23 protein-coding genes are annotated in these 23,090 nt (G+C 56.2%); 15 read left to right on the top strand and 8 right to left on the bottom strand.

Annotated features, from left to right (window positions below; translation table 11 throughout):
- The 4 genes from I6N93_RS11890 to suhB form a co-directional block, all read right to left on the bottom strand.
- Entirely contained in the window at positions 1-798 is a 798-nt protein-coding gene (locus I6N93_RS11890) for an ABC transporter ATP-binding protein (RefSeq protein WP_085689049.1), read from the bottom strand.
- On the bottom strand, positions 795-1,877 hold the full coding sequence (locus I6N93_RS11885) for a FecCD family ABC transporter permease (RefSeq protein ID WP_085689046.1): 1,083 nt from the start codon (positions 1,875-1,877) through the stop codon (positions 795-797). The genes I6N93_RS11890 and I6N93_RS11885 overlap by 4 nt, the downstream gene beginning before the upstream one ends.
- 5 nt (positions 1,878-1,882) lie before the next feature.
- A complete protein-coding gene (locus I6N93_RS11880) occupies positions 1,883-3,007 on the bottom strand; it encodes an ABC transporter substrate-binding protein (protein WP_085689043.1) in 1,125 nt (374 codons plus the stop codon).
- 500 nt (positions 3,008-3,507) lie between these two features.
- A complete protein-coding gene (suhB, locus tag I6N93_RS11875) occupies positions 3,508-4,311 on the bottom strand; it encodes an inositol-1-monophosphatase (protein ID WP_085689041.1) in 804 nt (267 codons plus the stop codon).
- Between the two features lie 120 nt (positions 4,312-4,431).
- Here suhB and trmJ point away from each other — a divergent pair, with 120 nt between their 5' ends.
- The 3 genes from trmJ (at position 4,432) to I6N93_RS11860 (ending at position 7,117) form a co-directional block, all read left to right on the top strand.
- Positions 4,432-5,154 carry a tRNA (cytosine(32)/uridine(32)-2'-O)-methyltransferase TrmJ gene (gene trmJ / locus I6N93_RS11870; protein ID WP_085689038.1) on the top strand — a complete coding sequence of 241 codons (723 nt, stop codon included), beginning with the start codon at positions 4,432-4,434 and terminating at the stop codon, positions 5,152-5,154.
- Between the two features lie 130 nt (positions 5,155-5,284).
- The gene (gene iscR, locus I6N93_RS11865; RefSeq protein WP_026738381.1) at positions 5,285-5,779 is read left to right on the top strand and encodes a Fe-S cluster assembly transcriptional regulator IscR; all 495 of its coding nucleotides are present in this window, start codon (positions 5,285-5,287) and stop codon (positions 5,777-5,779) included.
- 120 nt (positions 5,780-5,899) lie between these two features.
- Positions 5,900-7,117: an IscS subfamily cysteine desulfurase gene (locus tag I6N93_RS11860; protein ID WP_085689035.1), complete on the top strand. Its 1,218-nt coding sequence runs from the start codon at positions 5,900-5,902 to the stop codon at positions 7,115-7,117.
- A 553-nt stretch (positions 7,118-7,670) separates the two neighbouring features.
- Here the strand turns inward: I6N93_RS11860 and I6N93_RS11855 are convergent.
- On the bottom strand, positions 7,671-7,838 hold the full coding sequence (locus I6N93_RS11855; protein ID WP_176222560.1) for a hypothetical protein: 168 nt from the start codon (positions 7,836-7,838) through the stop codon (positions 7,671-7,673).
- A gap of 45 nt (positions 7,839-7,883) precedes the next feature.
- Between I6N93_RS11855 and pepB the strand changes: the two genes are divergently transcribed.
- Entirely contained in the window at positions 7,884-9,179 is a 1,296-nt protein-coding gene (gene pepB / locus I6N93_RS11850; RefSeq protein ID WP_085689032.1) for an aminopeptidase PepB, read from the top strand.
- Between the two features lie 119 nt (positions 9,180-9,298).
- Positions 9,299-10,093: an enhanced serine sensitivity protein SseB gene (gene sseB, locus I6N93_RS11845; RefSeq protein WP_085689029.1), complete on the top strand. Its 795-nt coding sequence runs from the start codon at positions 9,299-9,301 to the stop codon at positions 10,091-10,093.
- Positions 10,094-10,365: 272 nt separating this feature from the next.
- Here sseB and sseA read toward each other — a convergent pair whose 3' ends face one another.
- Complete coding sequence (gene sseA / locus I6N93_RS11840; protein ID WP_085689026.1) at positions 10,366-11,217, bottom strand: 3-mercaptopyruvate sulfurtransferase; 852 nt, start codon at positions 11,215-11,217, stop codon at positions 10,366-10,368.
- Between the two features lie 409 nt (positions 11,218-11,626).
- Between sseA and ndk the strand changes: the two genes are divergently transcribed.
- The 10 genes from ndk (at position 11,627) to I6N93_RS11790 (ending at position 21,677) form a co-directional block, all read left to right on the top strand.
- Positions 11,627-12,058: a nucleoside-diphosphate kinase gene (gene ndk, locus I6N93_RS11835; protein WP_085689023.1), complete on the top strand. Its 432-nt coding sequence runs from the start codon at positions 11,627-11,629 to the stop codon at positions 12,056-12,058.
- 160 nt (positions 12,059-12,218) lie between these two features.
- Complete coding sequence (locus I6N93_RS11830; RefSeq protein WP_085689020.1) at positions 12,219-13,397, top strand: bifunctional tRNA (adenosine(37)-C2)-methyltransferase TrmG/ribosomal RNA large subunit methyltransferase RlmN; 1,179 nt, start codon at positions 12,219-12,221, stop codon at positions 13,395-13,397.
- A 137-nt stretch (positions 13,398-13,534) separates the two neighbouring features.
- Entirely contained in the window at positions 13,535-14,293 is a 759-nt protein-coding gene (gene pilW / locus I6N93_RS11825; protein WP_085689017.1) for a type IV pilus biogenesis/stability protein PilW, read from the top strand.
- Positions 14,283-15,269, top strand: coding sequence for a cytoskeleton protein RodZ (gene rodZ, locus I6N93_RS11820; protein ID WP_085689014.1), 987 nt, complete (start codon positions 14,283-14,285; stop codon positions 15,267-15,269). The genes pilW and rodZ overlap by 11 nt, the downstream gene beginning before the upstream one ends.
- Positions 15,270-15,305: 36 nt before the next feature.
- Positions 15,306-16,427, top strand: a complete 1,122-nt coding sequence (gene ispG, locus I6N93_RS11815; protein WP_085689011.1) for a flavodoxin-dependent (E)-4-hydroxy-3-methylbut-2-enyl-diphosphate synthase — start codon at positions 15,306-15,308, stop codon at positions 16,425-16,427.
- Positions 16,428-16,563: 136 nt separating this feature from the next.
- Positions 16,564-17,838: a histidine--tRNA ligase gene (gene hisS / locus I6N93_RS11810; protein ID WP_085689008.1), complete on the top strand. Its 1,275-nt coding sequence runs from the start codon at positions 16,564-16,566 to the stop codon at positions 17,836-17,838.
- Positions 17,839-17,851: 13 nt separating this feature from the next.
- Complete coding sequence (locus I6N93_RS11805; RefSeq protein ID WP_112103613.1) at positions 17,852-18,466, top strand: YfgM family protein; 615 nt, start codon at positions 17,852-17,854, stop codon at positions 18,464-18,466.
- A gap of 10 nt (positions 18,467-18,476) precedes the next feature.
- On the top strand, positions 18,477-19,658 hold the full coding sequence (gene bamB, locus I6N93_RS11800) for an outer membrane protein assembly factor BamB (protein ID WP_085688132.1): 1,182 nt from the start codon (positions 18,477-18,479) through the stop codon (positions 19,656-19,658).
- Between the two features lie 148 nt (positions 19,659-19,806).
- Positions 19,807-21,300, top strand: a complete 1,494-nt coding sequence (gene der, locus I6N93_RS11795; RefSeq protein WP_085688130.1) for a ribosome biogenesis GTPase Der — start codon at positions 19,807-19,809, stop codon at positions 21,298-21,300.
- Between the two features lie 116 nt (positions 21,301-21,416).
- Positions 21,417-21,677 carry a zinc ribbon domain-containing protein gene (locus I6N93_RS11790; protein WP_085688128.1) on the top strand — a complete coding sequence of 87 codons (261 nt, stop codon included), beginning with the start codon at positions 21,417-21,419 and terminating at the stop codon, positions 21,675-21,677.
- A 23-nt stretch (positions 21,678-21,700) separates the two neighbouring features.
- Here the strand turns inward: I6N93_RS11790 and I6N93_RS11785 are convergent, their stop codons facing one another.
- Together I6N93_RS11785 and I6N93_RS11780 are read right to left on the bottom strand one after the other, a co-directional pair.
- Complete coding sequence (locus I6N93_RS11785; protein WP_085688126.1) at positions 21,701-22,054, bottom strand: protealysin inhibitor emfourin; 354 nt, start codon at positions 22,052-22,054, stop codon at positions 21,701-21,703.
- The gene (locus I6N93_RS11780; protein ID WP_085688125.1) at positions 22,023-23,084 is read right to left on the bottom strand and encodes a M4 family metallopeptidase; all 1,062 of its coding nucleotides are present in this window, start codon (positions 23,082-23,084) and stop codon (positions 22,023-22,025) included. Before I6N93_RS11780 ends, I6N93_RS11785 begins: the two co-directional genes overlap by 32 nt.
- Between the last annotated feature and the right edge of the window lie 6 nt (positions 23,085-23,090).

Below are 23,090 nucleotides of genomic sequence, written 5' to 3'. Positions count from 1 at the left end.
TTACTGCATCGGCTCCGTGACCAGTCCATCGATCATCACCTGCGGTATTCCCTGTGAACACCGCTCGATTCGCCCGCGAACGCCGTAAACGCGGGCCAGACTCTCAGCGGTAATCACTTCAGCCGGTTCGCCATCGGCAATCAGCTGTCCATTTTGCAGCATCAACACGTGATCGCCGTGGCGAAGCGCGATGTTAATGTCGTGGACCACCACCACGGTGACGATGTTCCGGCGCTGGGTTTCTCGCCGTACCAGATCCATCACGTGGAACTGATAGTTGAGATCGAGCGCGCTGAGCGGCTCATCCAGTAGCAGCAGAGACGGCTGACGGATCAGCGACTGTGCCAGCCCGACCAGTTGCTTCTGACCTCCGGACAACTGGTCCAGGTAGCTCAATGCCAGATGCTCAATGCCGAGTTGTCGAAGCAGCGTCATAACCTCATCTTTATCGCCGGGCCGGGACAAGCCTCCGCTGGCGCGCTGGGCGACAATGATCGATTCCAGGACGTGCAGATGCACCCCGGCCGGCAGCGACTGGGGCAGATAAACCACGTTTTCGGCGCGTTTGCTGAAAGGCAGCTGCATCAGGTTCACGTCGTCCAGATACACGGCCCCTTTCGCATTGCCCAGCCCGGCCATCGCCCGTAGCAGCGTGGATTTCCCGCTCCCATTCGGCCCCAGCAACACGGTGATTTTGCCTCTCGGCAGTTTTGGCACGTTGAGATCCGCGATCACCGGGCGCTTAGGATAGCCGGCGTGGAAGTGGGCAAGGGTGAGCCCCTTGGGTGACGAATTCATATGCTCCCCCTATGCCGCAGAATAATACTCAGGAAGAAGGGCACGCCGATCAAGGAGGTGACAATGCCGACGGGAATGATGACGCCCGGCAGCAGATTTTTGGACACCACGGAGGCCAGCGATAGTACCAACGCGCCGGTCAGGGCGCTGGCCGGCAGATAAAAACGGTGGTCTTCTCCGAAAATGAGGCGGGCGATGTGCGGCGCCACCAGTCCGATAAAACCGATGGGGCCGACGAACGCGACCGACAGCGCGGAAAGCATACTGATGCGCAGCAGCGATGCCAGACGCAGACGCCGCACGTTAATGCCGAAGCTGACCGCCCGGTCTTCGCCCAGACGCAGTGCCGTCAGCTTCCAGGCGTTAGCCATAGAGAGCGGCATGACGGCAGCCAGCACCAGCAACAGAATACCCAGTTTTTCCCAGGATGCGCGGGCCAGGCTGCCCATGGTCCAGAAGACGAGTCCCTGCAGCGTATCTTCGTTGGCGACGAACTGCAGCATGGAAACCAGCGCGTTGAAAGTGAAAACTAACGCGATACCGAATAGCACGACGCCCGATGTGGCGACCTGCGTCCAGCGGGTGACGGCATCAAGCAGCAGCGCGGCCAACAGCGCGAACAGGAAGGCGTTGGCCGAGATAAACCACTGGCCCGGAATACCGGGAATGCCGATGCCCAGCACGATGGCCAGCGCCGCGCCGAAAGCGGCGGCCGAGGAGACGCCCAACGTAAACGGGCTGGCGAGCGGGTTATTGAGGATGGTCTGCATTTCCGCACCCGCGATCCCCAGCGCCAGACCGACGACGACCGCCATAAGCGCATAGGGCAGGCGGATATCCCAGACGATCACGCGAATACCGGCATCTGCCGCGGCGGGGTCGGTCAGCGTGTGCCACAGCGTTTTCAGCGGCAGGCCCGATGGGCCGAGGACAAAGTCCAGCAGCAGCGAGGCGACGATCGCCATCGCCAGGATGGACATAATCAGCAGGCGGTGTCGGACGATATGCTGATAACGATGCATAATGCGGTTTTCGGCAGCGGAGCTGCCGTGGTGAGTCGATTCGGTTGTAACACTCATGAACGTTACTTAGCCTGTTTCCAGGAAAAAATAAATTCGTTATCGGGCAAGGTGGTGAAACGGCGAATGATTTCGCGGTAGGACTCATCCGGATTCAAATCGGTGAACTGATGGGGATAGATGGCTTTAGTCAGGTACTCCACACCGATGATGTTGTACGGATGATTGTAGAAGTGGTGATACAGGCCGAAAGCGTGTTTCTCCTGCACCGCCGGAATTTGCGCTACGCCCGTACGGCTAAGCAGCTGATTGCCCCTGGCATCAATCTTCGCCTTATCCGCGCTGTAGCCCAGCGGTAACAGCGGACTGGTGCCGTTACCACGCGTAGACCCGGTCATAATGTACACATCCGGCTTCATGCTGATGAGCTTTTCCAGAGAGACGTAGCCATTCGCGCCGGGAAGCAGTTCCGATCCGATGTTGCGTGCGCCGGCGGCTTCGACCAGTCCGCCCCAGCCGTTATGCGCATGGCTGAAGCAGCAGGACTCGGACCTGCCGGCCAGCGCCTCGACGAATACGTTGGCTTTCGGCGAGAGATTGGCGGTGCGTTGCTGAATGGCGGCGAGATGCTGGCGGTAGAAATCCGTATAGGCTTTGGCGTTGTCTTCACGGTTAAGTACACGCCCCAGTAGGGTGATGCTTTCCGCCGTATTCTTGATGGGAGAGACTTCATAATCGATGAAAAGGACCGGGATGCCGAGCGTGCGCAGTTTACTGATAACGCCGCTTTCGGTCAGCGTGGGTTTGGCGCGCATTTGCGCAATCATCAGATCGGGCCGCTGCGCCAACACGCTTTCCAGCTCGATATCGCCTTTGTCGCTGAACCCCATTTCCAGAATAGACGCCGCCTGAGGCCATTTGCTTTTCAATATATTCCATGTGGCGGTATCGGACGTTCTGGGCAGATTATTCCAGGCTACCAACCGCTGGAACGGATTTTCCCGATCCAGCAGCGCTAACGCCATGATATCGCGGCCGTCCTGCAGAACAATACGCCGGGGCTCTTGCTTGAGAGTGACGTTCTGACCGTCGAGATCGGTCACCGTGACGGGATACTGCGTGGCATGGCTGATAAAAGAGGCCGCCAGTGCGGTGACCAGTAAAACATGTCGAAATAAGGTGATGAACATAATGCGACCGCACTCCATTCTTAAAATGAGTTTAATAATTATTATCATATTTAATCAGATAGCTTTCAACCAACAAAAAAGTTAAAAAACAAAAATTAGCGAGCGGTTATGTGGTCGGCCTTTATGTGATTAAAGTGCATAAAATCACGCTTTCGTCTTAAGAAGGAGATGGAACCAGGTTGTGAAGAGATATAGGTGGAGTGCTTTAGGCTGCCGCCGCATGAGTTTTTGTGTGTACGGGGAAGATCAGGGACAACGCTCGTGCTTTTCTCTCTCGTCATTATTAACAAAACAAGCGTATGAGGATGCATAAGACGATTTGCTCGTCACCAGCGCGTAAAACGCGCTCTTCGCTATGAGATGTTTTGCCTGTGTTGATGAGCGCGATGATGGAGGGGTTAGGTAATTTATTGATAAATAGTGGTAAATAGAAAGGATGTCACTAAGGGGATAGAGGAAAGCGGCGGTTAGCCCACTGACGTCGGCTAACCGAGAGAAACTTAACGTTTCAGAGCGTCGCTCAGGTTGTCGCGCACGTTAGACAACAGAGATTTCACCACGCGCGGGTTACCGGCGACGATGTTGCCGGTCGTCAGGTAATTGTGGCCGCCGACGAAGTCGGTCACGATACCGCCTGCTTCACGTACCAGCAGCTCTCCGCCAGCGAAGTCCCACGGTTTCAGGCCGATTTCGAAGAAGCCATCCACGCGGCCAGCGGCGACATAAGCCAGATCCAGCGCGGCGGAACCGGTGCGACGGAAATCCGCGCACAGACCGAACAGACCTTCCATCATGCGGAAGTAGCTGGCGGAATGCTGTTTGTGCTTGAACGGGAAGCCGGTAGCGAGGATTGTGCCGTCCAAATCGCGAGCGTTGCTGCTGCGCAGACGGTAGCCGTTCAACTGAGCGCCCTGACCGCGAGTGGCGGTGAACAGCTCATTACGCATCGGATCGTAAACTACCGCGACTTCGGTGCGACCTTTGATGCGAACAGCGATGGAAACCGCGAAGTGCGGCAGACGTTTAATAAAGTTGGAAGTGCCATCCAGGGGATCGATAATCCATTGAACATCCTGGTCTTCTCCGACCAGTTCTCCGCACTCTTCACTGATGATGGTGTGCTGAGGGTAGGATTTGCGAATGATTTCAATAATCAGGCGCTCTGCATCCCGATCGACATTGGTGACAAAATCGTTATTGCCTTTTTGGCTAGCCTCAACGGCGTCAGGCGTTTCATAGTTTTTGGCAATTAAGTTACCGCCTTTACGCGCGGCGCGCACGGCAATGTTCAGCATCGGATGCATGGTATCGTCCACAAGAATGTTAAAGAACAGAAATCGGCGCGCAGTATACCAGCAAAAGAGAAAATAGCGAAGATTGTGTTAACATAGTCCGCATTTCCTTTTTCGCACTATCGAGTCAGCATGTTAGAAAATATACGCATTGTCCTGGTTGAAACGTCCCACACCGGTAACATGGGATCGGCCGCACGGGCGATGAAAACCATGGGGTTGAGCAATCTTTATCTGGTCAATCCGCTGGTTAAGCCTGATTCACAGGCGATTGCGCTTTCCGCCGGCGCGAGCGACGTCATCGGGAATGCGACGCTGGTTGAAAATCTGGATCAGGCGCTGGAAGGTTGCAGTCTGGTTATTGGGACCAGCGCGCGTTCGCGCACGCTGCCGTGGCCGATGCTGGAACCCCGCGAGTGCGGCGTTCGCAGCGCGCAAGAGTCCCGTCATGCGCCAGTCGCCATCGTGTTCGGCCGCGAGCGCGTTGGGTTGACTAATGATGAACTGCAGAAATGTCATTATCATGTGGCGATCCCGGCTAACCCTGAGTACAGCTCGCTGAATCTGGCGATGGCGGTGCAGATTCTGTCTTACGAAATCCGTGTCGCGCACCAGCATAACGAACAGATGGATACGCCCGATCATGAAGAAACCCCGTATCCGTTGGTGGACGATCTGGAGCGCTTTTATCAGCATCTGGAATCCACGCTGCTGGAGACCGGTTTTATCCGCCAGGCGCATCAGGGGCAGGTGATGAGCAAGCTGCGCAGGTTGTTTACCCGCGCGCGCCCGGAAAGTCAGGAGCTGAATATACTGCGTGGCATCCTCAGTTCTATCCATAAAAATGACCGTTGAGAAGCGAGTAATAGTTGAGTGATTTACTCGGATAAATACTTGACTGAAATACTCGGGAATGACAGACTAATGTCACATTTCGACTCTCCCTGTATTCACAACGCAGGGTTACTCTACGGATACTATTGATATGAGACTGACATCTAAAGGCCGTTACGCTGTTACCGCCATGCTCGATGTGGCGCTGCACTCTCAGGAAGGCCCTGTTCCGCTGGCCGACATCTCTGAACGTCAGGGTATTTCGCTTTCGTATCTTGAACAACTGTTCTCCCGCTTGCGTAAAAACGGCCTGGTTTCCAGCGTGCGTGGCCCGGGCGGTGGTTATTTGTTGGGGAGAGACGCCAATGACATCGCCGTCGGCGCGGTTATTTCCGCCGTTGACGAGTCGGTCGATGCCACCCGTTGCCAGGGGCGTGAAGGCTGCCAGGGTGGTGACCGCTGCCTGACGCACACGCTGTGGCGCGATCTGAGCGACCGCATCACCGATTTCCTCAACAACATTACCCTGGGCGAGCTGGTCAACAACAAAGATATTCTTGATGTTGCTGACCGTCAGGATGCCGATACGCGCCGTACCTCTACCGGCCGCACGCAGGAAACGATCAACGTCAATCTGCGCGCCTAATCGCGTTCGGGAGAAGTGCTGACAACGCATGGCGTTGGCCCTGAGGGACACGGGCAGGAGCGCCCGACAATAAACAAAACGCAGAGTACGTTTTGATGTGAAGTACGGAGTGAATGAGCGATGAAGTTACCCATCTATCTGGATTATTCAGCCACTACGCCGGTTGATCCGCGCGTGGCTGAAAAAATGATGAAGTTCCTGACGATGGACGGCACGTTCGGCAATGCCGCGTCCCGTTCGCATCGTTACGGCTGGCAGGCGGAAGAGGCGGTGGACGTGGCCCGCAACCACATTGCCTTTCTGGTTGGCGCGGACCCTCGTGAAATCATCTTCACCTCGGGCGCCACGGAAGCCGACAATCTGGCGATTAAAGGCGCCGCCAGCGCTCATCGGGAAAAGGGTAAGCACATCATTACCTGCGTCACCGAACACAAAGCCGTGCTGGACCCTTGTTACCATCTAGAGCGAGAAGGGTTTGACGTCACCTACCTGACGCCGAAGAGCAACGGCATCATTGATTTGAGCGAACTGGAAGCCGCTTTCCGCGATGATACGATTCTGGTTTCCATCATGCATGCCAACAACGAAGTCGGCGTGGTGCAGGATATCGCCGCTATCGGCGATCTTTGCCATCGCCATAGCGTGATCTACCATGTCGATGCTACGCAGAGCGTCGGCAAATTACCGATCGATCTTGGTCAGCTCAACGTCGATCTGATGTCGTTCTCCGCTCATAAAATTTATGGCCCAAAAGGCATCGGCGCACTGTTCGTTCGCCGCAATCCGCGTGTGCGTATTCATGCGCAGATGCACGGCGGCGGGCACGAGCGCGGCATGCGTTCCGGTACGCTGCCTGTACATCAGATCGTCGGTATGGGCGAAGCTTATCGCATCGCCGCCGAGGGCATGGAGGCTGAATCTTCGCGGCTGCGCGCCCTGCGCGATCGGTTGTGGAACGGCCTTAGGGATATAGAAGAGATCTACCTGAATGGCGACCTGTCTCAGAGCATCCCCACTCTTCTCAACGTTAGCTTCGACTTCGTCGAGGGCGAATCGCTGCTGATGGCGCTGAAAGATCTGGCGGTCTCCTCCGGTTCTGCCTGTACTTCCGCTAGTCTGGAGCCTTCCTATGTGCTGCGGGCGCTCGGGGTAAATGAAACGCTGGCGTTGAGCTCTATTCGCTTTTCGCTGGGGCGTTTCAGCACGGAAGAAGAGGTGGATTACGCCATCGCGCAGGTGCATAAAGCCGTCGATCGACTGCGTAGCCTTTCACCTGGCTGGAAAGCCTTCAAACAGAGCGCCAGGAGCACCCGCGTTGCAGGCGCGCCTCAATTCTGACGTTTCCCATAAGTCGAACAGACGTGGTTGGCCGGGCTTTAGCTCGGTCAACGTTGCAGCCAACGCGCGTCCCATGCGGTGATGACCCTAGCGCGAGTCTGAGCCAATGCTCGGTTGAGGTGTGTTGAACCGTTCAACGCTTCATCGCCATCGCGGCTTATTTGCTTATCAACCCGAATTTCTATTCATCTCGCTCTCCCATGTGCTGGTGCCATCCGGGATTTTTCTTGTTTTCGATCCTCTCTTCCAACGAGTTACGCCAGTCGTAAGGCGCATATATGGTATCTTGGCACGAGTTTTATGCGGAAGAATGCAAGGTCTGCAGGATTAGCCATAAACCTGCACCAATATGACCATGGTGCTCGACTGGCTAAGTGGAGAGAACGGTGTTTTGAAACCTTCAGACGACCACCGCATGTGAATATGAGGTGTGGGGCGTAAAAACGCCACATTACACTATATTGATACACGCAAAGGCTTTTGTTCCTGTCAGCCCGTGCGGCGAAACGGATATACACGGGATCGGCGGTTGATTATCGCCATACCGATTCCTTTAGAAGCGGCCCAACTGCATGACGAAAAATGCAGCGGCATGATTTGAACGATCGGCCATCGAACCGCGACCTAAAAAGGTTGGAAGAGACGCGGTTCTCTGGTTGGATAAAAGCTGAATTACCAGCATCACAGGCGCGCCTTCACGGCGGCCGTTTTTTTTCTTCATGGCTGAGCGGCCTGATGAAAGACATGCGCAATAGGGAACGTGATTATGACAACCGAAGCTATGACAATTAGCCTTTCCCACCAGCCGGCAGACGCTCGCTGGGGCGAAAAAGCAACGTTAACCTCTGGTGAACAAGGGTTTACCATCCATCTGACAGGCGATAAACCGCTGGCTATCATCCAGCGCGCCGGCCGTAAAATCGACGGTCAGGGCATCAAACGCGTCAAGCTGGAAGGCGAGGGATGGGATCTCAAGAGTAGCTGGGCTTTCTGGCAGGGTTACCGTGGGCCGAAGGGCAAGCGCACCGTCGAGTGGGCCGAGCTGGATGAGGCTGCGCAGCGGGAGTTGGATCGCCGACTGAAAATCGTCGATTGGGTACGCGATACGATCAACCTGCCGGCGGAAGCGCTAGGGCCGGAGCAGTTGGCAACCCGCGCGGTGGACCTGCTGTGTTCCGTCAACTGCGACGCGGTGTCTTACCGCATTACTAAAGGCGAAGACCTGCGTCAGCAGAACTATTCGGGCCTGTATACCGTTGGGCGTGGTTCTGACCGTCAGCCGGTATTGCTGGCGCTCGACTACAATCCGACCGGCAATCCCGTTGCGCCGGTGATGGCCTGTCTGGTCGGTAAAGGCATTACGTTCGATACCGGTGGCTATAGCCTGAAACCCAGCAGCTTTATGGATTCGATGAAGTCCGATATGGGGGGGGCCGCGCTGGTAACCGGGGCGCTGGCAATGGCGGCGGCGCGAGGGCTGAACCAGCGCGTCAAACTGTATCTGTGCTGCGCCGACAACATGGTAAGCGGCAATGCGTTTCGTCTGGGCGACATCATCAGCTATCGCAACGGCAAGACCGTGGAGGTAATGAACACGGATGCCGAAGGGCGCCTGGTGCTGGCCGACGGCTTGATCGACGCATCTGCCCAGAGGCCGCAGTGGATTATCGACTGCGCTACGCTGACGGGGGCCGCGAAAACGGCGCTGGGGAACGACTATCATGCGCTGTTCAGCTTTGACGATGCGTTAGTCGGAGATTTACTGAACAGCGCCGGGCGCGAGGGCGAACCTTTCTGGCGTCTGCCGTTAGAGGAGTTTCACCGTCAGCAACTGCCGTCTAACTTCGCTGATCTGAATAACATCGCCAGCCCGGCGCATTCGGCTGGCGCCAGCACGGCGGCGGCTTTCCTGTCCCACTTTGTGGAGAACTACCAGAAGGGGTGGCTCCATATCGACTGTTCGGCGACTTACCGTAAAGGCGCGGTCGATCAGTGGTCAGCGGGCGCAACCGGACTGGGCGTTCGCACGCTGGCGGACTTCCTATTAAGCAAAGGCGGCTAAATAAGCGATGGCGGGTAAGTTTATGCCCGCAGTGAACAACGCGCGGTGATGCTGCGCGAGCATAACAACAGGCCTTGCGCAGTTGAAAACGCGCAGGGCCGAGAGCGTTGAGGAGCACGATGAAATTTTCACCACAAAACACACTGGAAGAGGCGCTGATGCGTGCAGCGACGGAGCCTGCACATCGGCCTGAGTTTTTCAGCGAACTAATGACGGCCACGGTGTATGTACTGGGAAACAGTGTCGGCGACACGACTTTTGGCGAGCAAACGCTTCAGGCCGGAAGCCATGTGCATCTTCAGCATTGGGAGACGCCGGATGGCAGTTCTGCGATCCCGTTTTTTTCTTCCCTTGAGGCTTTGCAGTCAGCCATCACCGAAGAGCAGTCTTTTTTGGCGCTGCCTGCGCGTGCGCTGTTTGAGCTGACTCAGGGAGCCGTGTTATTCCTCAATCCGAAATTGCCCTACGGCAAAGAGTTTCTGCCGCAGGAGGTTGAACACCTGTTGGCCGGCGAAGGCACGGGACTCGTGACGAAGAAGGTTATCGAGGAGGACACTCAGCTCCTCATTGGACAGCCTGCAGAAATGCCCGCACAGATGATCGACTCTCTGACCCAGCTATTTGCGAAATATCCCGCCGTTCGCCGTGCGTTTCTGGTGCAAATTCAGGAACCTGACGAAGAACAGCCGCATCTGCTGGTTGGCATCGATGTGGATGAAGACGTCGAGTCGATCGTTCAGGCGGCGGGCACCGTCGCCAGCGACACGCTGCCGGACGAACGCCCGATTGACCTTTGCGTCGTTGCCGACAACGAGCCGGGCATCAGCCATTATATGATCAAGCACACTACGCCATTTTATGAGCGTAAGTGGGGCAGCTTTCTTCGCGACTTCAAAAACAGCAGCCGCGCCTGAACAGATAATGTTGCTTGACCGCTTGACCGCTTGACCGCTTGACCGCTTGACCGCTTGACCGCTTGACCGCTTGACCGCAAAGCGCCAAAAGCGCGCTGGATGCTAGTCGTGATGAATCACGATCGCAGCCGTTTTTGACACTCCAGTACGTGAGGCCGCCGCGATGTTACCGGTGTATGCATAACATCAGTCATGACGGCTTCTGCGACGATCACACGATGTGGCCGTTTTACTGGGATTTTGTCGATTTTAAACCGCTTGTCGTCAGCGTTTCACTTCGCCTCAACGGGCAGGTCTTCCCGGCCCCCCCATTCTCCCCAGGAACCGTCGTACAGTTTGACTTGAGGGGCATTTAGAACATGCAGCGCTAATACGATCACGGCTGCCGTTACGCCGGAGCCACAGCTGGCGACGATGGGGCGCTGGATATCAATTCCCTTTTGTTTGAACACGGCGGCCAGCTCCTTTGGATCTTTCAGCGCGCCGTTTGCCACCAGCTCATTCCAGGGCACGTTAAAGCTGCCGGGGATATGCCCGCGACGCAGTCCCAGACGGGGCTCATCGACTTCACCGGTGAAACGCTGTGCCGGACGGGCGTCGACGATTTGCGCGGAACTATCGCGGGTGATCGCCAGCACCACTTCGGCTTGACAGATCACGCCAGCGTCCAACTGAGCCATGAATGTTCGGGGCGAATGGCCGTTGTTTCCCTGCTCCAGGGGCCGTTGCTCGAGCTTCCATCCGGTCAGCCCGCCAACCAGAATCGAAACCTTCGTCACGCCGAAGGTTCTCAGCATCCACCATGCACGAGGTGCGGAAAACAGGTTGCCCTCATCGTAGATGACGCAGTGCTGGCTTTCGCTGACGCCCAGCATCCCCATCGCCTGAGCGAAGGATGCGCTGTCCGGCATCATATGCGGCAGAGGCGACGACGCGTCTGACAGCGCTTCGATATCGAAAAACGCCGCACCCGGCAGGTGTTCGGCCTCATATTCGACCTGAATATCCCGCGTGGTGTCGCCTGGCGGAAGCATCCGCGCATCAAGCAGCGTGATATCAGGATCGTTCAGATGCGAATTCAGCCAAGTGGTGGTGATAAAAATGTCGGAACCGGACACAGACATGAGACCTCCCGAGCGGACTGTCGAGGCAGCCCGAAATAAGATAATGATTTAATTGTCAGCAATTTCTTTGCAGCGGACAAGCGTAAACCTGTTTCTGACGCCGGTATCAGCGCACTCTATTTCAGAAATGCGAGCGTGACTGAAACTCATGGATGAAACAGATGAAACGCGGGTGTTTATTTACCATCCGCCCCGCAGGTCGGGCAGCGAGGAGGTGCCAGGCAAGGATTCAGCGTTATAATGATAAGAAAAGGACGATAAGATAACGTTATTTTAAAAAAATGTTATTTGACCGTAGGCAAGATGGAGTCGCAACCCTATAATCTGCGCCACTTTACGGTGCCGGGATCATAATTTATTAACCGGCAGTTATCAGACGGTTATCAGACAGTTATCGAGCGAGGTCACTATGACGGTAGAACGTACTTTTTCTATCATTAAGCCCAATGCGGTCGCCAAGAATGCGATTGGCGCTATTTACAACCGCTTTGAAAGCGCGGGCTTTAAGATTGTTGCTGCCAAAATGCTTCATCTGACTCGCGAACAGGCCGAAGGGTTTTATGCTGAGCATCAGGGCAAACCTTTCTTTGACGGTCTGGTAACCTTCATGACTTCCGGCCCCATTTTTGTTCAGGTTTTGGAAGGCGAAAATGCCGTGCAGCGTCACCGTGACCTGATGGGCGCGACCAATCCCGAAAATGCGCTGACGGGGACGCTACGTGCAGACTATGCAGACAGCGTGACTGAAAATGCGGTGCACGGTTCTGACTCTTTAGCGTCAGCCGAACGCGAAATCGCCTATTTCTTCAGTGCGGACGAGGTGCACGCACGCACCCGCTGAGCCGAGACAAAGAATTAAAAGCGGAGTGGCGCTGGCACCTCCGTATCAAACTTTGTACAATGCCGCGCCCCGGAGCGAGCAGGCGCTCGGCCAAGGCGTTTCTTTATCCTTTATCACTTCTTTCGAGCCATAACGTGTAACAACGAGGCCATGAGTCAATATGTCTGAGCAAACCGTATCCCCGATCGCCAACAAGTCTGACGCTATCGCCGTTAAGCCGACGGGCACTGCAAAAATCAACCTGCTGGATCTTAACCGTCAGCAAATGCGCGCCTTTTTTGCCTCTATGGGAGAAAAGCCGTTCCGTGCCGATCAGGTCATGAAGTGGATCTATCACTACTGCTGCGATGATTTCAACGAAATGACTGACATCAATAAGGTGTTACGCACTAAATTGCAGGAGATCGCTGAGATTCGCGCGCCTGTCGTGGTCGATGAGCAGCGCTCCTCTGATGGCACAATCAAGTGGGCTATCCAAGTCGATGGCCAGCGCGTGGAAACGGTCTACATCCCGGAAGAGGAACGCGCAACGCTGTGCGTATCTTCGCAGGTCGGTTGCGCGTTGGAGTGCAAGTTTTGCTCAACGGCGCAGCAAGGGTTCAACCGTAACCTGCGCGTCTCTGAAATCATCGGTCAGGTATGGCGCGCGGCGAAAATTATCGGCGCGGCTAAAGTCACCGGGCAGCGTCCTATCACCAACGTCGTGATGATGGGCATGGGCGAACCGCTGCTGAACCTGACCAACGTGGTGCCGGCGATGGAAATCATGTTGGACGATTTCGGCTTCGGTCTTTCTAAGCGTCGCGTGACGCTCTCGACTTCCGGCGTCGTGCCTGCGCTGGATAAACTGGGCGACATGATCGACGTCGCACTGGCGATCTCGCTGCACGCGCCGAATGATGAAATTCGTAACGAAATCATGCCGATTAACAAAAAATATAATATCGAAACCTTTTTGTCGGCAGTGCGGCGCTACCTGGAGAAATCCAACGCCAATCAGGGGCGGGTCACCATCGAATACGTCATGTTGGATCACATCAACGACGGCACGGAACATGCGCATGAGTTGGCGGAATGCCTGAAAGATACGCCGTGCAAGATCAACCTGATCCCGTGGAATCCGTTCCCCGGCGCACCGTATGGGCGCAGTTCCAACAGCCGGGTTGACCGCTTCTCCAAGGTATTGATGGAATACGGCTTCACCACTATCGTGCGTAAAACGCGTGGCGACGACATCGATGCGGCCTGCGGACAGTTGGCCGGGGAAGTCGTTGACCGCACCAAGCGGACGATGAAGAAAAAAATGATCAAGGATACGATAGCCGTTAAAAGTGTATGATCGTGGTTGGCCTGACAGGGTCGGACTAATGATAAATACATTTCAGGGGCTTATCATACTATGCTGTGATAGCGGCGGGCTTTTGTAGCCGCGGTCGTCTCCCTTCGGCAAGAGACAATGGCTAAGGATGGTCAGAGATGAATTTACGGCGGCAGGGAAGGTGGCGGCGCGGTTTGGCCGTGGTATGCGTGATGATTGGCGGGTGCGTGAGCACCGCAGAAACAGACTCACTCTCGCCGCAGGCGCAGACGCGTTTGCAACTGGGGTTGGCCTATCTGGAGCGTGGCCGGTTCGACGTCGCGCATAGCAACCTGCTCAGCGCTTTGAAAGCAGCCCCGGATGACTACCGTACCCAATTGGGTATGGCGCTATACGAACAGCAAATTGGTGAAAATGCAGCAGCTGAAAAACGTTATCAGCAGTTGTTGCGACAGAGCCCTTCGAACGGGAGCGTGATGAATAATTACGGTGCGTTTCTGTGTGGTTTAGGGCAGTATGTAATGGCGCAACAACAGTTTAGCCGCGCAGCGCTGCTCCCGGATCATCCACAGGTTGCCGATGCTCTGGAAAACGCCGGTTATTGTTTTTTAGACGCAGGGCGGTCTGATGAGGCGAAGCAACGACTTCATCGGGCGTTGAACTACGACCCGCGCAAAGGTCGGCGCCTACTCGCGGAAGCCGAGCATCGTATGCATACCGGTCATACAGAACAAACGCGGGTGCTCTTGACTATTTATCAGCCGAAATTTCCGGCGAGTGCCGAAAGTTTATGGCTACAGATTCGTTTCGCCGCGCTGGCGGGGGATACCGATGACGCGAAGCGTTACGGTGCGATGTTGGCGCGAAGTTTTCCACAATCTAAACAGTACCAGCAGTTCTTAGCTAATGAATACTGAAGCCAATCAAGATAAAACAGCATCACCCACAGTCACTCCTGGGGAGCGACTGCGTCAGGCGCGTGAAAGCTTAGGGTTGTCGCAGCAACTCGTCGCAGAGAGATTATGCCTGAAAGTCTCCACCGTTCGTGAGATCGAAGAAGACAACACGCCTGCCGGCCTTGCTCCGACATTCCTGCGTGGATATATCCGTTCTTACGCCAAGCTGGTGCATCTGCCCGAAGATGAGCTGCTGCCGATGCTGGAAAAACACGTGGTGGCGAGTTGCGCCTCTAACGTTTCCCCTATGCAGCACCTTGCGCTGGGCAAAAGTCGCAAAAAGCGCGACGGATGGCTGATGACCTTCACCTGGCTAATTTTGCTGGGGGTATTGGGGTTGACGGTCGCCTGGTGGTGGCAGAATCATCAGGCGCAGCAGCAGGAAATTAATTCCATGGTCGATCATGCGAACGCTACGCAGACTTCGCAGGATGGACAGCCGCTGGATTTGAGCGATGGCGAACCGGACTCGGTCGTACCGGACGATAGCGCCACCAGTGGTGCCGCTACCGAAGCGACGCCGCCTGCCGATGCGTCTTCGGCAACAACCGCTATGCCAACGACGAATCCGCCTGCGCCGGTTGCTCCTGTCACGCCGGCTCCCGCACAGACGGCGTCCCCGGCTCAGCCTTCTCCTGCGCCATCCTCTATGGCTCCGGCCGTCGAGACTCCGGCGCCTTCTATGCCTGCATCGAATGTATTAGCGATGTCGTTCTCTGCGGACTGTTGGCTGGAAGTGGTGGACAGCACCGGCAAAAAGCTGTTCAGCGGTATGCAACGCAACGGCGGTTCGCTGAATCTGAGTGGACAACCTCCTTATCGACTCAAAATCGGCGCGCCTGCTGCTGTACAGATTCAGTATCAGGGCAAACCGGTGGATTTGAGCCAGTACGTCAGAAGTAATCAGGTTGCACGTTTAACGCTGGCCGGCCAATAATTTTCCGGCTGGTAGCGGCATTTTGGAGGTGAAGTTGTGAATAACCCCGCACCCATAACCCGTCGCAAATCAAAGCGCATTTACGTTGGTAAGGTGCCCGTCGGTGACGGCGCGCCGATCGCAGTGCAGTCGATGACGAACACCCGCACAACGAATGTTGAAGCAACGGTAAATCAAATCAAAGCGTTAGAACGCGTGGGCGTCGATATCGTTCGCGTTTCCGTACCCACTATGGATGCCGCCGAGGCATTCAAGTTGATCAAACAGCAGGTGAATGTGCCGCTGGTGGCGGATATTCACTTTGACTATCGCATTGCACTGAAAGTTGCTGAGTACGGCGTGGATTGCCTGCGCATCAACCCCGGCAATATCGGTAACGAAGAGCGTATTCGCTCGGTCGTGGACTGCGCACGGGACAACAACATCCCTATTCGTATCGGCGTCAACGCCGGTTCACTGGAAAAGGATCTGCAGGAAAAGTACGGCGAGCCAACGCCGGAAGCGCTGCTGGAATCCGCTATGCGTCACGTCGATATTCTCGATCGGCTTAACTTCGACCAGTTCAAAGTCAGCGTGAAGGCTTCAGACGTCTTCCTGGCCGTCCAGTCCTACCGATTGCTGGCCTCCCGCATCGATCAGCCGCTGCATCTCGGAATCACCGAAGCAGGTGGCGCACGAAGTGGGGCGGTGAAGTCAGCCATTGGTCTGGGTCTGCTGCTCTCCGAAGGGATTGGCGATACGCTGCGCATCTCGCTGGCGGCCGACCCGGTCGAGGAAGTGAAAGTCGGTTTTGATATTTTGAAGTCGCTGCGCATTCGCGCGCGTGGCATCAATTTTATCGCCTGCCCAACCTGCTCGCGTCAGGAGTTCGACGTGATTGGTACAGTCAACGCGCTGGAACAGCGGCTGGAAGATATCATCACGCCGATGGACGTATCGATTATCGGCTGCGTGGTTAACGGGCCGGGCGAAGCGTTGGTGTCGACGCTGGGCGTAACCGGCGGCAACAAGAAAAGTGGTTTTTATGAAGACGGTGTTCGCCAGCGCGAGCGTTTCGACAACGAACAGATGATCGACCAGTTGGAGTCGAAGATCCGCGCCAAAGCGGCGATATTGAACGAGAGTAACCGCATTACCATCAACGTGGTCGATAAGTAATGGCTGTGGCGGCATCGCACGAGATGCCGTCCTTCGATAGCTTCGCAACCCGACGGCGATGGCCACGCATTGATGCCGCAGTGCCGTTCCCCCTATAATCGGGCCTATTTTCGAGACAATGGATTAGAGAACTGACGTGGCAAAAAATATTCAAGCCATCCGAGGCATGAACGACTACCTGCCGGCCGAGACGGCTTTGTGGCAACGCATTGAAGGCAGCCTGAAACAGGTCCTTGCCAGCTATGGTTATAGCGAAATTCGCACGCCTATCGTTGAGCAGACCTCTCTGTTCAAGCGCGCTATTGGTGAAGTGACCGACGTCGTAGAAAAAGAGATGTACACGTTCGAGGACCGTAACGGCGACAGCCTGACGCTACGTCCTGAGAACACGGCAAGCTGCGTCCGCGCAGGCATCGAGCATGGCATTCTTTACAATCAGGAACAGCGCCTGTGGTACACCGGGCCGATGTTCCGTCACGAACGTCCGCAGAAGGGCCGCTATCGCCAGTTCCATCAGCTCGGTTGCGAAGTCTTCGGCCTGAAAGGCCCGGATATTGATGCCGAAATGATCATGATGACGGCGCGCTGGTGGCGTGAGCTGGGTATCGGCGAACACGTTTCGCTGGAACTCAACTCCATTGGTTCGCTGGAAGCGCGCGCGCGTTACCGTGAGGCGCTGATTGCGTTTCTGGAACAGCATCAGGATGTCCTGGACGAAGACTGCAAGCGTCGTATGTACACTAATCCTCTGCGCGTACTGGATTCTAAAAATCGCGATGTGCAAACGCTGTTGAACGACGCGCCGGTCTTGACCGATTACCTCGACGATGAATCTCGCGAGCATTTTGATGGCCTGTGTGAACTTTTAACGCAGGCGAGCATCCCATATAAGGTCAATCCGCGCCTGGTCCGTGGGCTGGATTATTACAATCGCACCGTCTTTGAATGGGTGACCACCAGCCTCGGTTCGCAAGGTACCGTGTGCGGCGGTGGACGTTACGACGGCATGGTGGAACAGTTGGGCGGTTCCAGTACGCCTGCGGTCGGTTTCGCAATGGGCTTAGAGCGTCTGGCGCTGCTGGTTCAAACGGTCAATCCGGAGTTCAAAGCGCTACCGGGCGTGGACGTTTACGTCATTTCTTCCGGCGCGGGGACCCAGAGTGCGGCTATGCTGCTGGCGGAATCGCTGCGTGATGAGATGCCTGGATTGAAGCTGATGACCAATTTTGGCGGCGGCAATTTTAAAAAGCAGTTTGCCCGTGCGGATAAAAGCGGGGCGCGAGTCGCTCTGGTGCTAGGCGAAAATGAAGTCGCGGCAGGACAAGCAGTAGTGAAAAACTTGTCCAGCGGCGAACAAGAAACTCTGGCGCAGGCTGACGTTGCAGCCCGGCTGACGACGCTACTGGATTGAGGAGAAAGACACCGTGGAAGTCTATACCACTGAGAATGAACAGGTTGACGCGCTGAGACGTTTCCTGAGAGAAAACGGCAAAGCGTTGGCCGTCGGTGTGGTCCTGGGGATCGGGGCGCTGGTGGGCTGGCGTTTCTGGCAAAGTCATCAGGATAATAGCGCGATGGCAACATCGGCGGCCTATCAGCAGGCCAGCGAAACGCTGACGACAGGCAAGGGCACCACGGCGGTAGAAGCGTTTGCTGCCGGTAACAAAAACAACTACGGCGCGCTCGCTTCTTTGGAGCTGGCGGCTCACTATGCCGAACTGAAAGATTTCGCCAAAGCAGAGCAGCAACTGACCCAGGCTCTCTCTCAGAGCAATAACGACGACCTGCAAACATTGATTAACCTACGCCTGGCGCGGGTACAGCTTGCGCAGAAAAAAGCGGATGATGCGCTGAAAACGCTGGATGCCATCAAGACTGAAGGCTGGGGCGCTATGGTTGCAGACGTTCGCGGCGACGTTCTGGTCAGCAAAGGCGATAATCAGGGCGCGCGCAGTGCGTATGAAAAAGGCATCGAGTCTCAGCCTCCTCAGGGGTTGCAGGCCCTGTTACGAATGAAACTGAACAACCTGTCCAGCTAAGAGGAATTCCATGCAATTGCGTAAAACACTTTTGGTAGGACTGGTTTCAACCGCCCTGCTGAGCGGCTGTTCGCTATTCGACCGTGAAGAGGACGTCGTTAAAATGTCCCCTCTGCCGCAGGTAGAGAACCAGTTCACGCCGACGAAAGTCTGGAGTCGTTCCATCGGCAGTGGTACCGGTGAATTCTATTCCAACCTGCGTCCGGCCTGGCAGGACAGCCGTGTTTATGCTGCCGAACGCCGCGGTACGGTCAAAGCGCTGGATTTGAGCAACGGCGAAGAAAAATGGAAGGCGGACCTGTCTGAGAAGACTGGGCTGTTGTCGGCGAATCGTCCGGCGCTGCTGTCCGGCGGCGTATCGATTGCCGGTAATCACGTTTACGTCGGCAGCGAAAGAGCGAAGATGTTCGCCCTGAATGCCGAAGACGGCTCGCAGGTTTGGGAGACGCCGGTCGCTGGGGAAGTCACTTCCCATCCGGTTGTCAGCGATGGCGTAGTGCTGGTGCATACCGGCAATGGTATGCTGCAGGCGCTGAACGAAGCCGACGGTGCCGTTAAGTGGACGGTGAACCTCGATATGCCGGCATTGTCGGTACGTGGCGAGTCTGCTGCGGCGACCGCATTCGGCGCGGCCATCGTTGGCGGCGACAACGGCCGCGTCAGCGCCGTGATGATCAACCAAGGCCAGCTGATCTGGCAGCAGCGTATTTCTCAGCCGAGCGGTGCCACCGAAATCGATCGTCTGAACGACGTCGATACCACGCCGGTCATCGTCGGCGAAGTCGTGTATGCGCTGGGTTACCACGGCAACCTGACGGCGCTGGACCTGCGCTCCGGACAGGTTTTATGGAAACGCGAGCTGGGCTCGGTGAATGACTTCATCGTTGACGGCGACCGCATCTATCTGGTCGATCAGGATGACCGTATCGTGGCCTTGAGTACCAACGGCGGCGTGAGCATCTGGCGTCAGAGCGAGCTGTTGTACCGTAATCTGACGGCCCCGGCTCTGTACAATGGTTATCTGGTGGTTGGGGACGCAGAAGGGTACACGCATTGGGTCAATACGACCGATGGCCGTTTCGTCTCTCAGCAGAAAGTGGATAGCTCCGGCTTCCTGAGCAACCCTGTGGTGGCCAGCGATAAGTTGCTGATTCAGGCTAAAGGCGGCGAGGTTTACGCCTTTACGCGCTAGCACACGTGTTTTACTCCGGGCGAAGGCGCTAGAAAGACCTTCGACCTGTCGAACGGCTCCTGACGCTATCAGGAGCCGTTTCGTCTTTTATGATCAGCCAGCTTAGCTTGCTGTAACGAATTGAAATATAAGCAATGAGGTTGTAACAATGATACCTGTCGTCGCGCTGGTCGGGCGCCCGAATGTGGGGAAATCCACGCTGTTTAACCGCTTGACGCGTACTCGTGACGCATTGGTGGCGGATTTCCCTGGGCTGACGCGTGACCGCAAGTATGGTCGTGCCGAGGTGGAAGGAAATGAGTTCATTATCATCGATACAGGCGGTATTGACGGTAGTGAAGAAGGCGTTGAAACACGCATGGCCGACCAGTCTCTGCTGGCGATTGAAGAAGCGGATATCGTCCTGTTCATGGTTGACGCCCGTGATGGGCTGATGCCGGCGGACTTGGGGATCGCCCAGCATCTGCGCAACCGTCAAAAGTCTACCTTCCTGGTCGCCAACAAAATCGACGGGATCGATGTGGATACCGGCACGGCGGATTTCTATTCGCTGGGGCTCGGCGAAGTTTATCCGATTGCGGCATCGCATGGCCGCGGCGTCACCGGCCTGCTGGAAAAAGTGCTGCTTCCGTTTGTAGAAGATCGTGGTGAAGAGCCGCAGGAACTGACGGAGGAAGAAGCCAACGCCGCCTATTGGGCGGAGCAACAGGCCAGCGAAACAGAGGCCGAAGAGGGAGCCGCGGCTGAAGATAACTTCGATCCGGAATCTTTGCCGATCAAACTGGCTATTGTCGGTCGTCCCAACGTCGGTAAGTCGACATTGACCAACCGCATCCTGGGCGAAGACCGCGTCGTGGTTTACGATATGCCTGGTACGACGCGCGACAGCATCTACATTCCGATGGAGCGTGATGAGCGCGAATATATCCTGATCGATACTGCCGGTGTGCGTAAGCGCGGCAAGATCACGGAAACCGTCGAGAAGTTTTCCGTCATCAAAACGCTGCAGGCGATCGAAGACGCTAACGTAGTGCTGCTGGTGATCGATGCTCGCGAAGGGATCTCCGATCAGGATTTGTCTCTGCTGGGCTTTATCCTGAACAGCGGCCGCTCGCTGGTGATCGTGGTGAACAAGTGGGATGGTCTTTCCCAGGATGTGAGAGAGCAAGTGAAGGAGACCTTGGATCTGCGTCTGGGCTTCATTGATTTTGCCCGTATCCATTTCATCTCCGCACTGCACGGCAGCGGCGTCGGTAACCTGTTCGAGTCGATCACGGAAGCTTATACGTGCTCCACTCGCCGCGTCAGCACCGCGCTTCTGACGCGTATCATGCGTATGGCCGTTGACGACCACCAGCCGCCGCTGGTGCGTGGACGCCGCGTGAAGCTGAAATATGCGCACGCCGGGGGGTATAATCCGCCTATCGTCGTGATCCACGGTAACCAGGTCAAAGATCTGGCGGACTCTTATAAACGTTATCTGATGAACTACTTCCGTCGTTCGTTGGAGGTGATGGGAACACCGATCCGTATTCAGTTCAAAGAAGGGGAAAACCCGTTTGCGAACAAGCGTAATACCTTGACGCCAAACCAGTTGCGTAAACGTAAGCGTTTGATGCAGCACATCAAAAAAGGCAAGTAAGCAGGCTCTACGCGTTAAAACAAACCTCCGGGGCGGACGATTTTCCGCCCCGTTTTTATTGCGGGGGCCGCCGCATCCATAACGAAGCAACATCGCGATAAAGGGAGGAGAGCCGTATGACGATGCCGTGTCCGCAGTGCCGGCTTGAAATGCCGGAGATAGGGGGGCGCAGCGATGAGCGTTTTCGTTGCGTGGGATGTCGACGTGACTATCGCCGTCTGGCGTTGTGTCCGGAGTGTGGGTTGTCGCTTCAGGTGCTGAAAGCGTGTGGCGCGATAGACTATTTTTGCCCGCAGGGACACGGATTGATATCGAAGAAACGCGTGTTGTTTCGCTATCAACCTGTTGGGCCGGACGGGGAAACGCCTGAGCAATAACGATGTGCGTCGACCCGCCTCCGCTACTGCTCCGGCTGGGCGTGCTGCCATAGGGCGTCCAGCTCCGCCGGAGCCTTCCCTTCGGGAATTATCCAGACGTGCGCAGTATTGCGGTCGCCGTCCGAATCGCCGGGATAAATGTGTATACGGTAGTAAAATTGATCGCCCCGGCCAGGTGCGTCGCTCGACTCGTCCGGTTGCGCCCTGTCCAGTACGCTGCGCAACACCGCGCAGATCCTCGCGCGCTCCTCCGCGGGCAGTTTGGACAGCACCACCAGCCTCGGCCCCGACAGCTTGGGTATCCATGCTATGCCGCCTTCGCGCGCCAGCTCGATAACCGCGTCGTCATTCAAGTCGGGCAGTGCGTTCGTACTCATTAGGGATCCCCGTATCGACGCCCACCCGGTGCCAGGCATATAGCACGGTATCGGCGACCGCCGTATTGAAGCGTTGCTCCGCGTGATTCACGGTGTACTGGGCGAATAGTGAAAAATCGGCGTTCTGCGGCAGCGATTTGTCGCACAGGACGTCATACCAAATGGCGCCCGCTTTTTCCCAGGAGAATCCCCCCAGGTCGGTGGCCGCCAGATAAAAAGCCCGGTTGGGAATGCCGGAGTTAAGGTGTACGCCGCCATTATCCTCGCGGGTATTGATATAGTCGCGCATATGAGCCGGTTGCGGGTCGGTGCCCAGCAACGGATCATCATAGGCCGTTCCCGGGCGGGACATAGAGCGCAGCCCCTTGCCGTCGATCTCCTCGGTCAACAGCCCGGCGCCGACGATCCAATCCGACTCCTGAGCCTTTTGGTTGAGAGAAAACTGTTTCACCATCGCGCCGAAGACGTCGGAAAGTGATTCGTTCAGCGCGCCGGATTGGCGGGTGTAGAGCAGGTTGGCCTCGCTCTCTGTGACGCCGTGCGCAAGTTCATGCGCGATGATGTCGATGGCGAGGGTGAAGCGATTGAAGATTTTGCCGTCCCCATCGCCGAACACCATCTGCTGTCCGTTCCAGAACGCGTTCTGATAACGCTGGCCGTAGTGCACGGACCCCACCAGCGGCAGTCCCGCGTTATCCAGCGAATTACGGCCGAAAATCTGCCAGAAAAAGTCATAAGTCGTGCCGAGATGGTCGTAGGCTTCATCCGCCGCGACATCCCCGGTGACGCTCTGTCCTTCCGCCCGGACCGGTTTTCCCGGCAGCGCCTGCTGATTCTGGGCATCATAAATATGCCGCTGGACCTGACCGCCGGGGATGACGTCGTGCTCGGGCGGGCGGGGTTGCGTGGAGACCATCAGCGATTGGACGTGCATTAGCGTCTGCTGCGCAAACCGGCGCTCCTCATCGGAGCCGTTGCTGACGATACGGTGAAGGATATACGGGGGTACTATGCTATGAATCGCTTTCATACATCA

This window comes from Lonsdalea populi (genome assembly GCF_015999465.1).
In the GTDB taxonomy this organism is placed as follows: domain Bacteria; phylum Pseudomonadota; class Gammaproteobacteria; order Enterobacterales; family Enterobacteriaceae; genus Lonsdalea; species Lonsdalea populi.
Note: the sequence above shows the minus strand (reverse complement) of the source record. Positions and strands in the feature narration are given on the sequence as shown.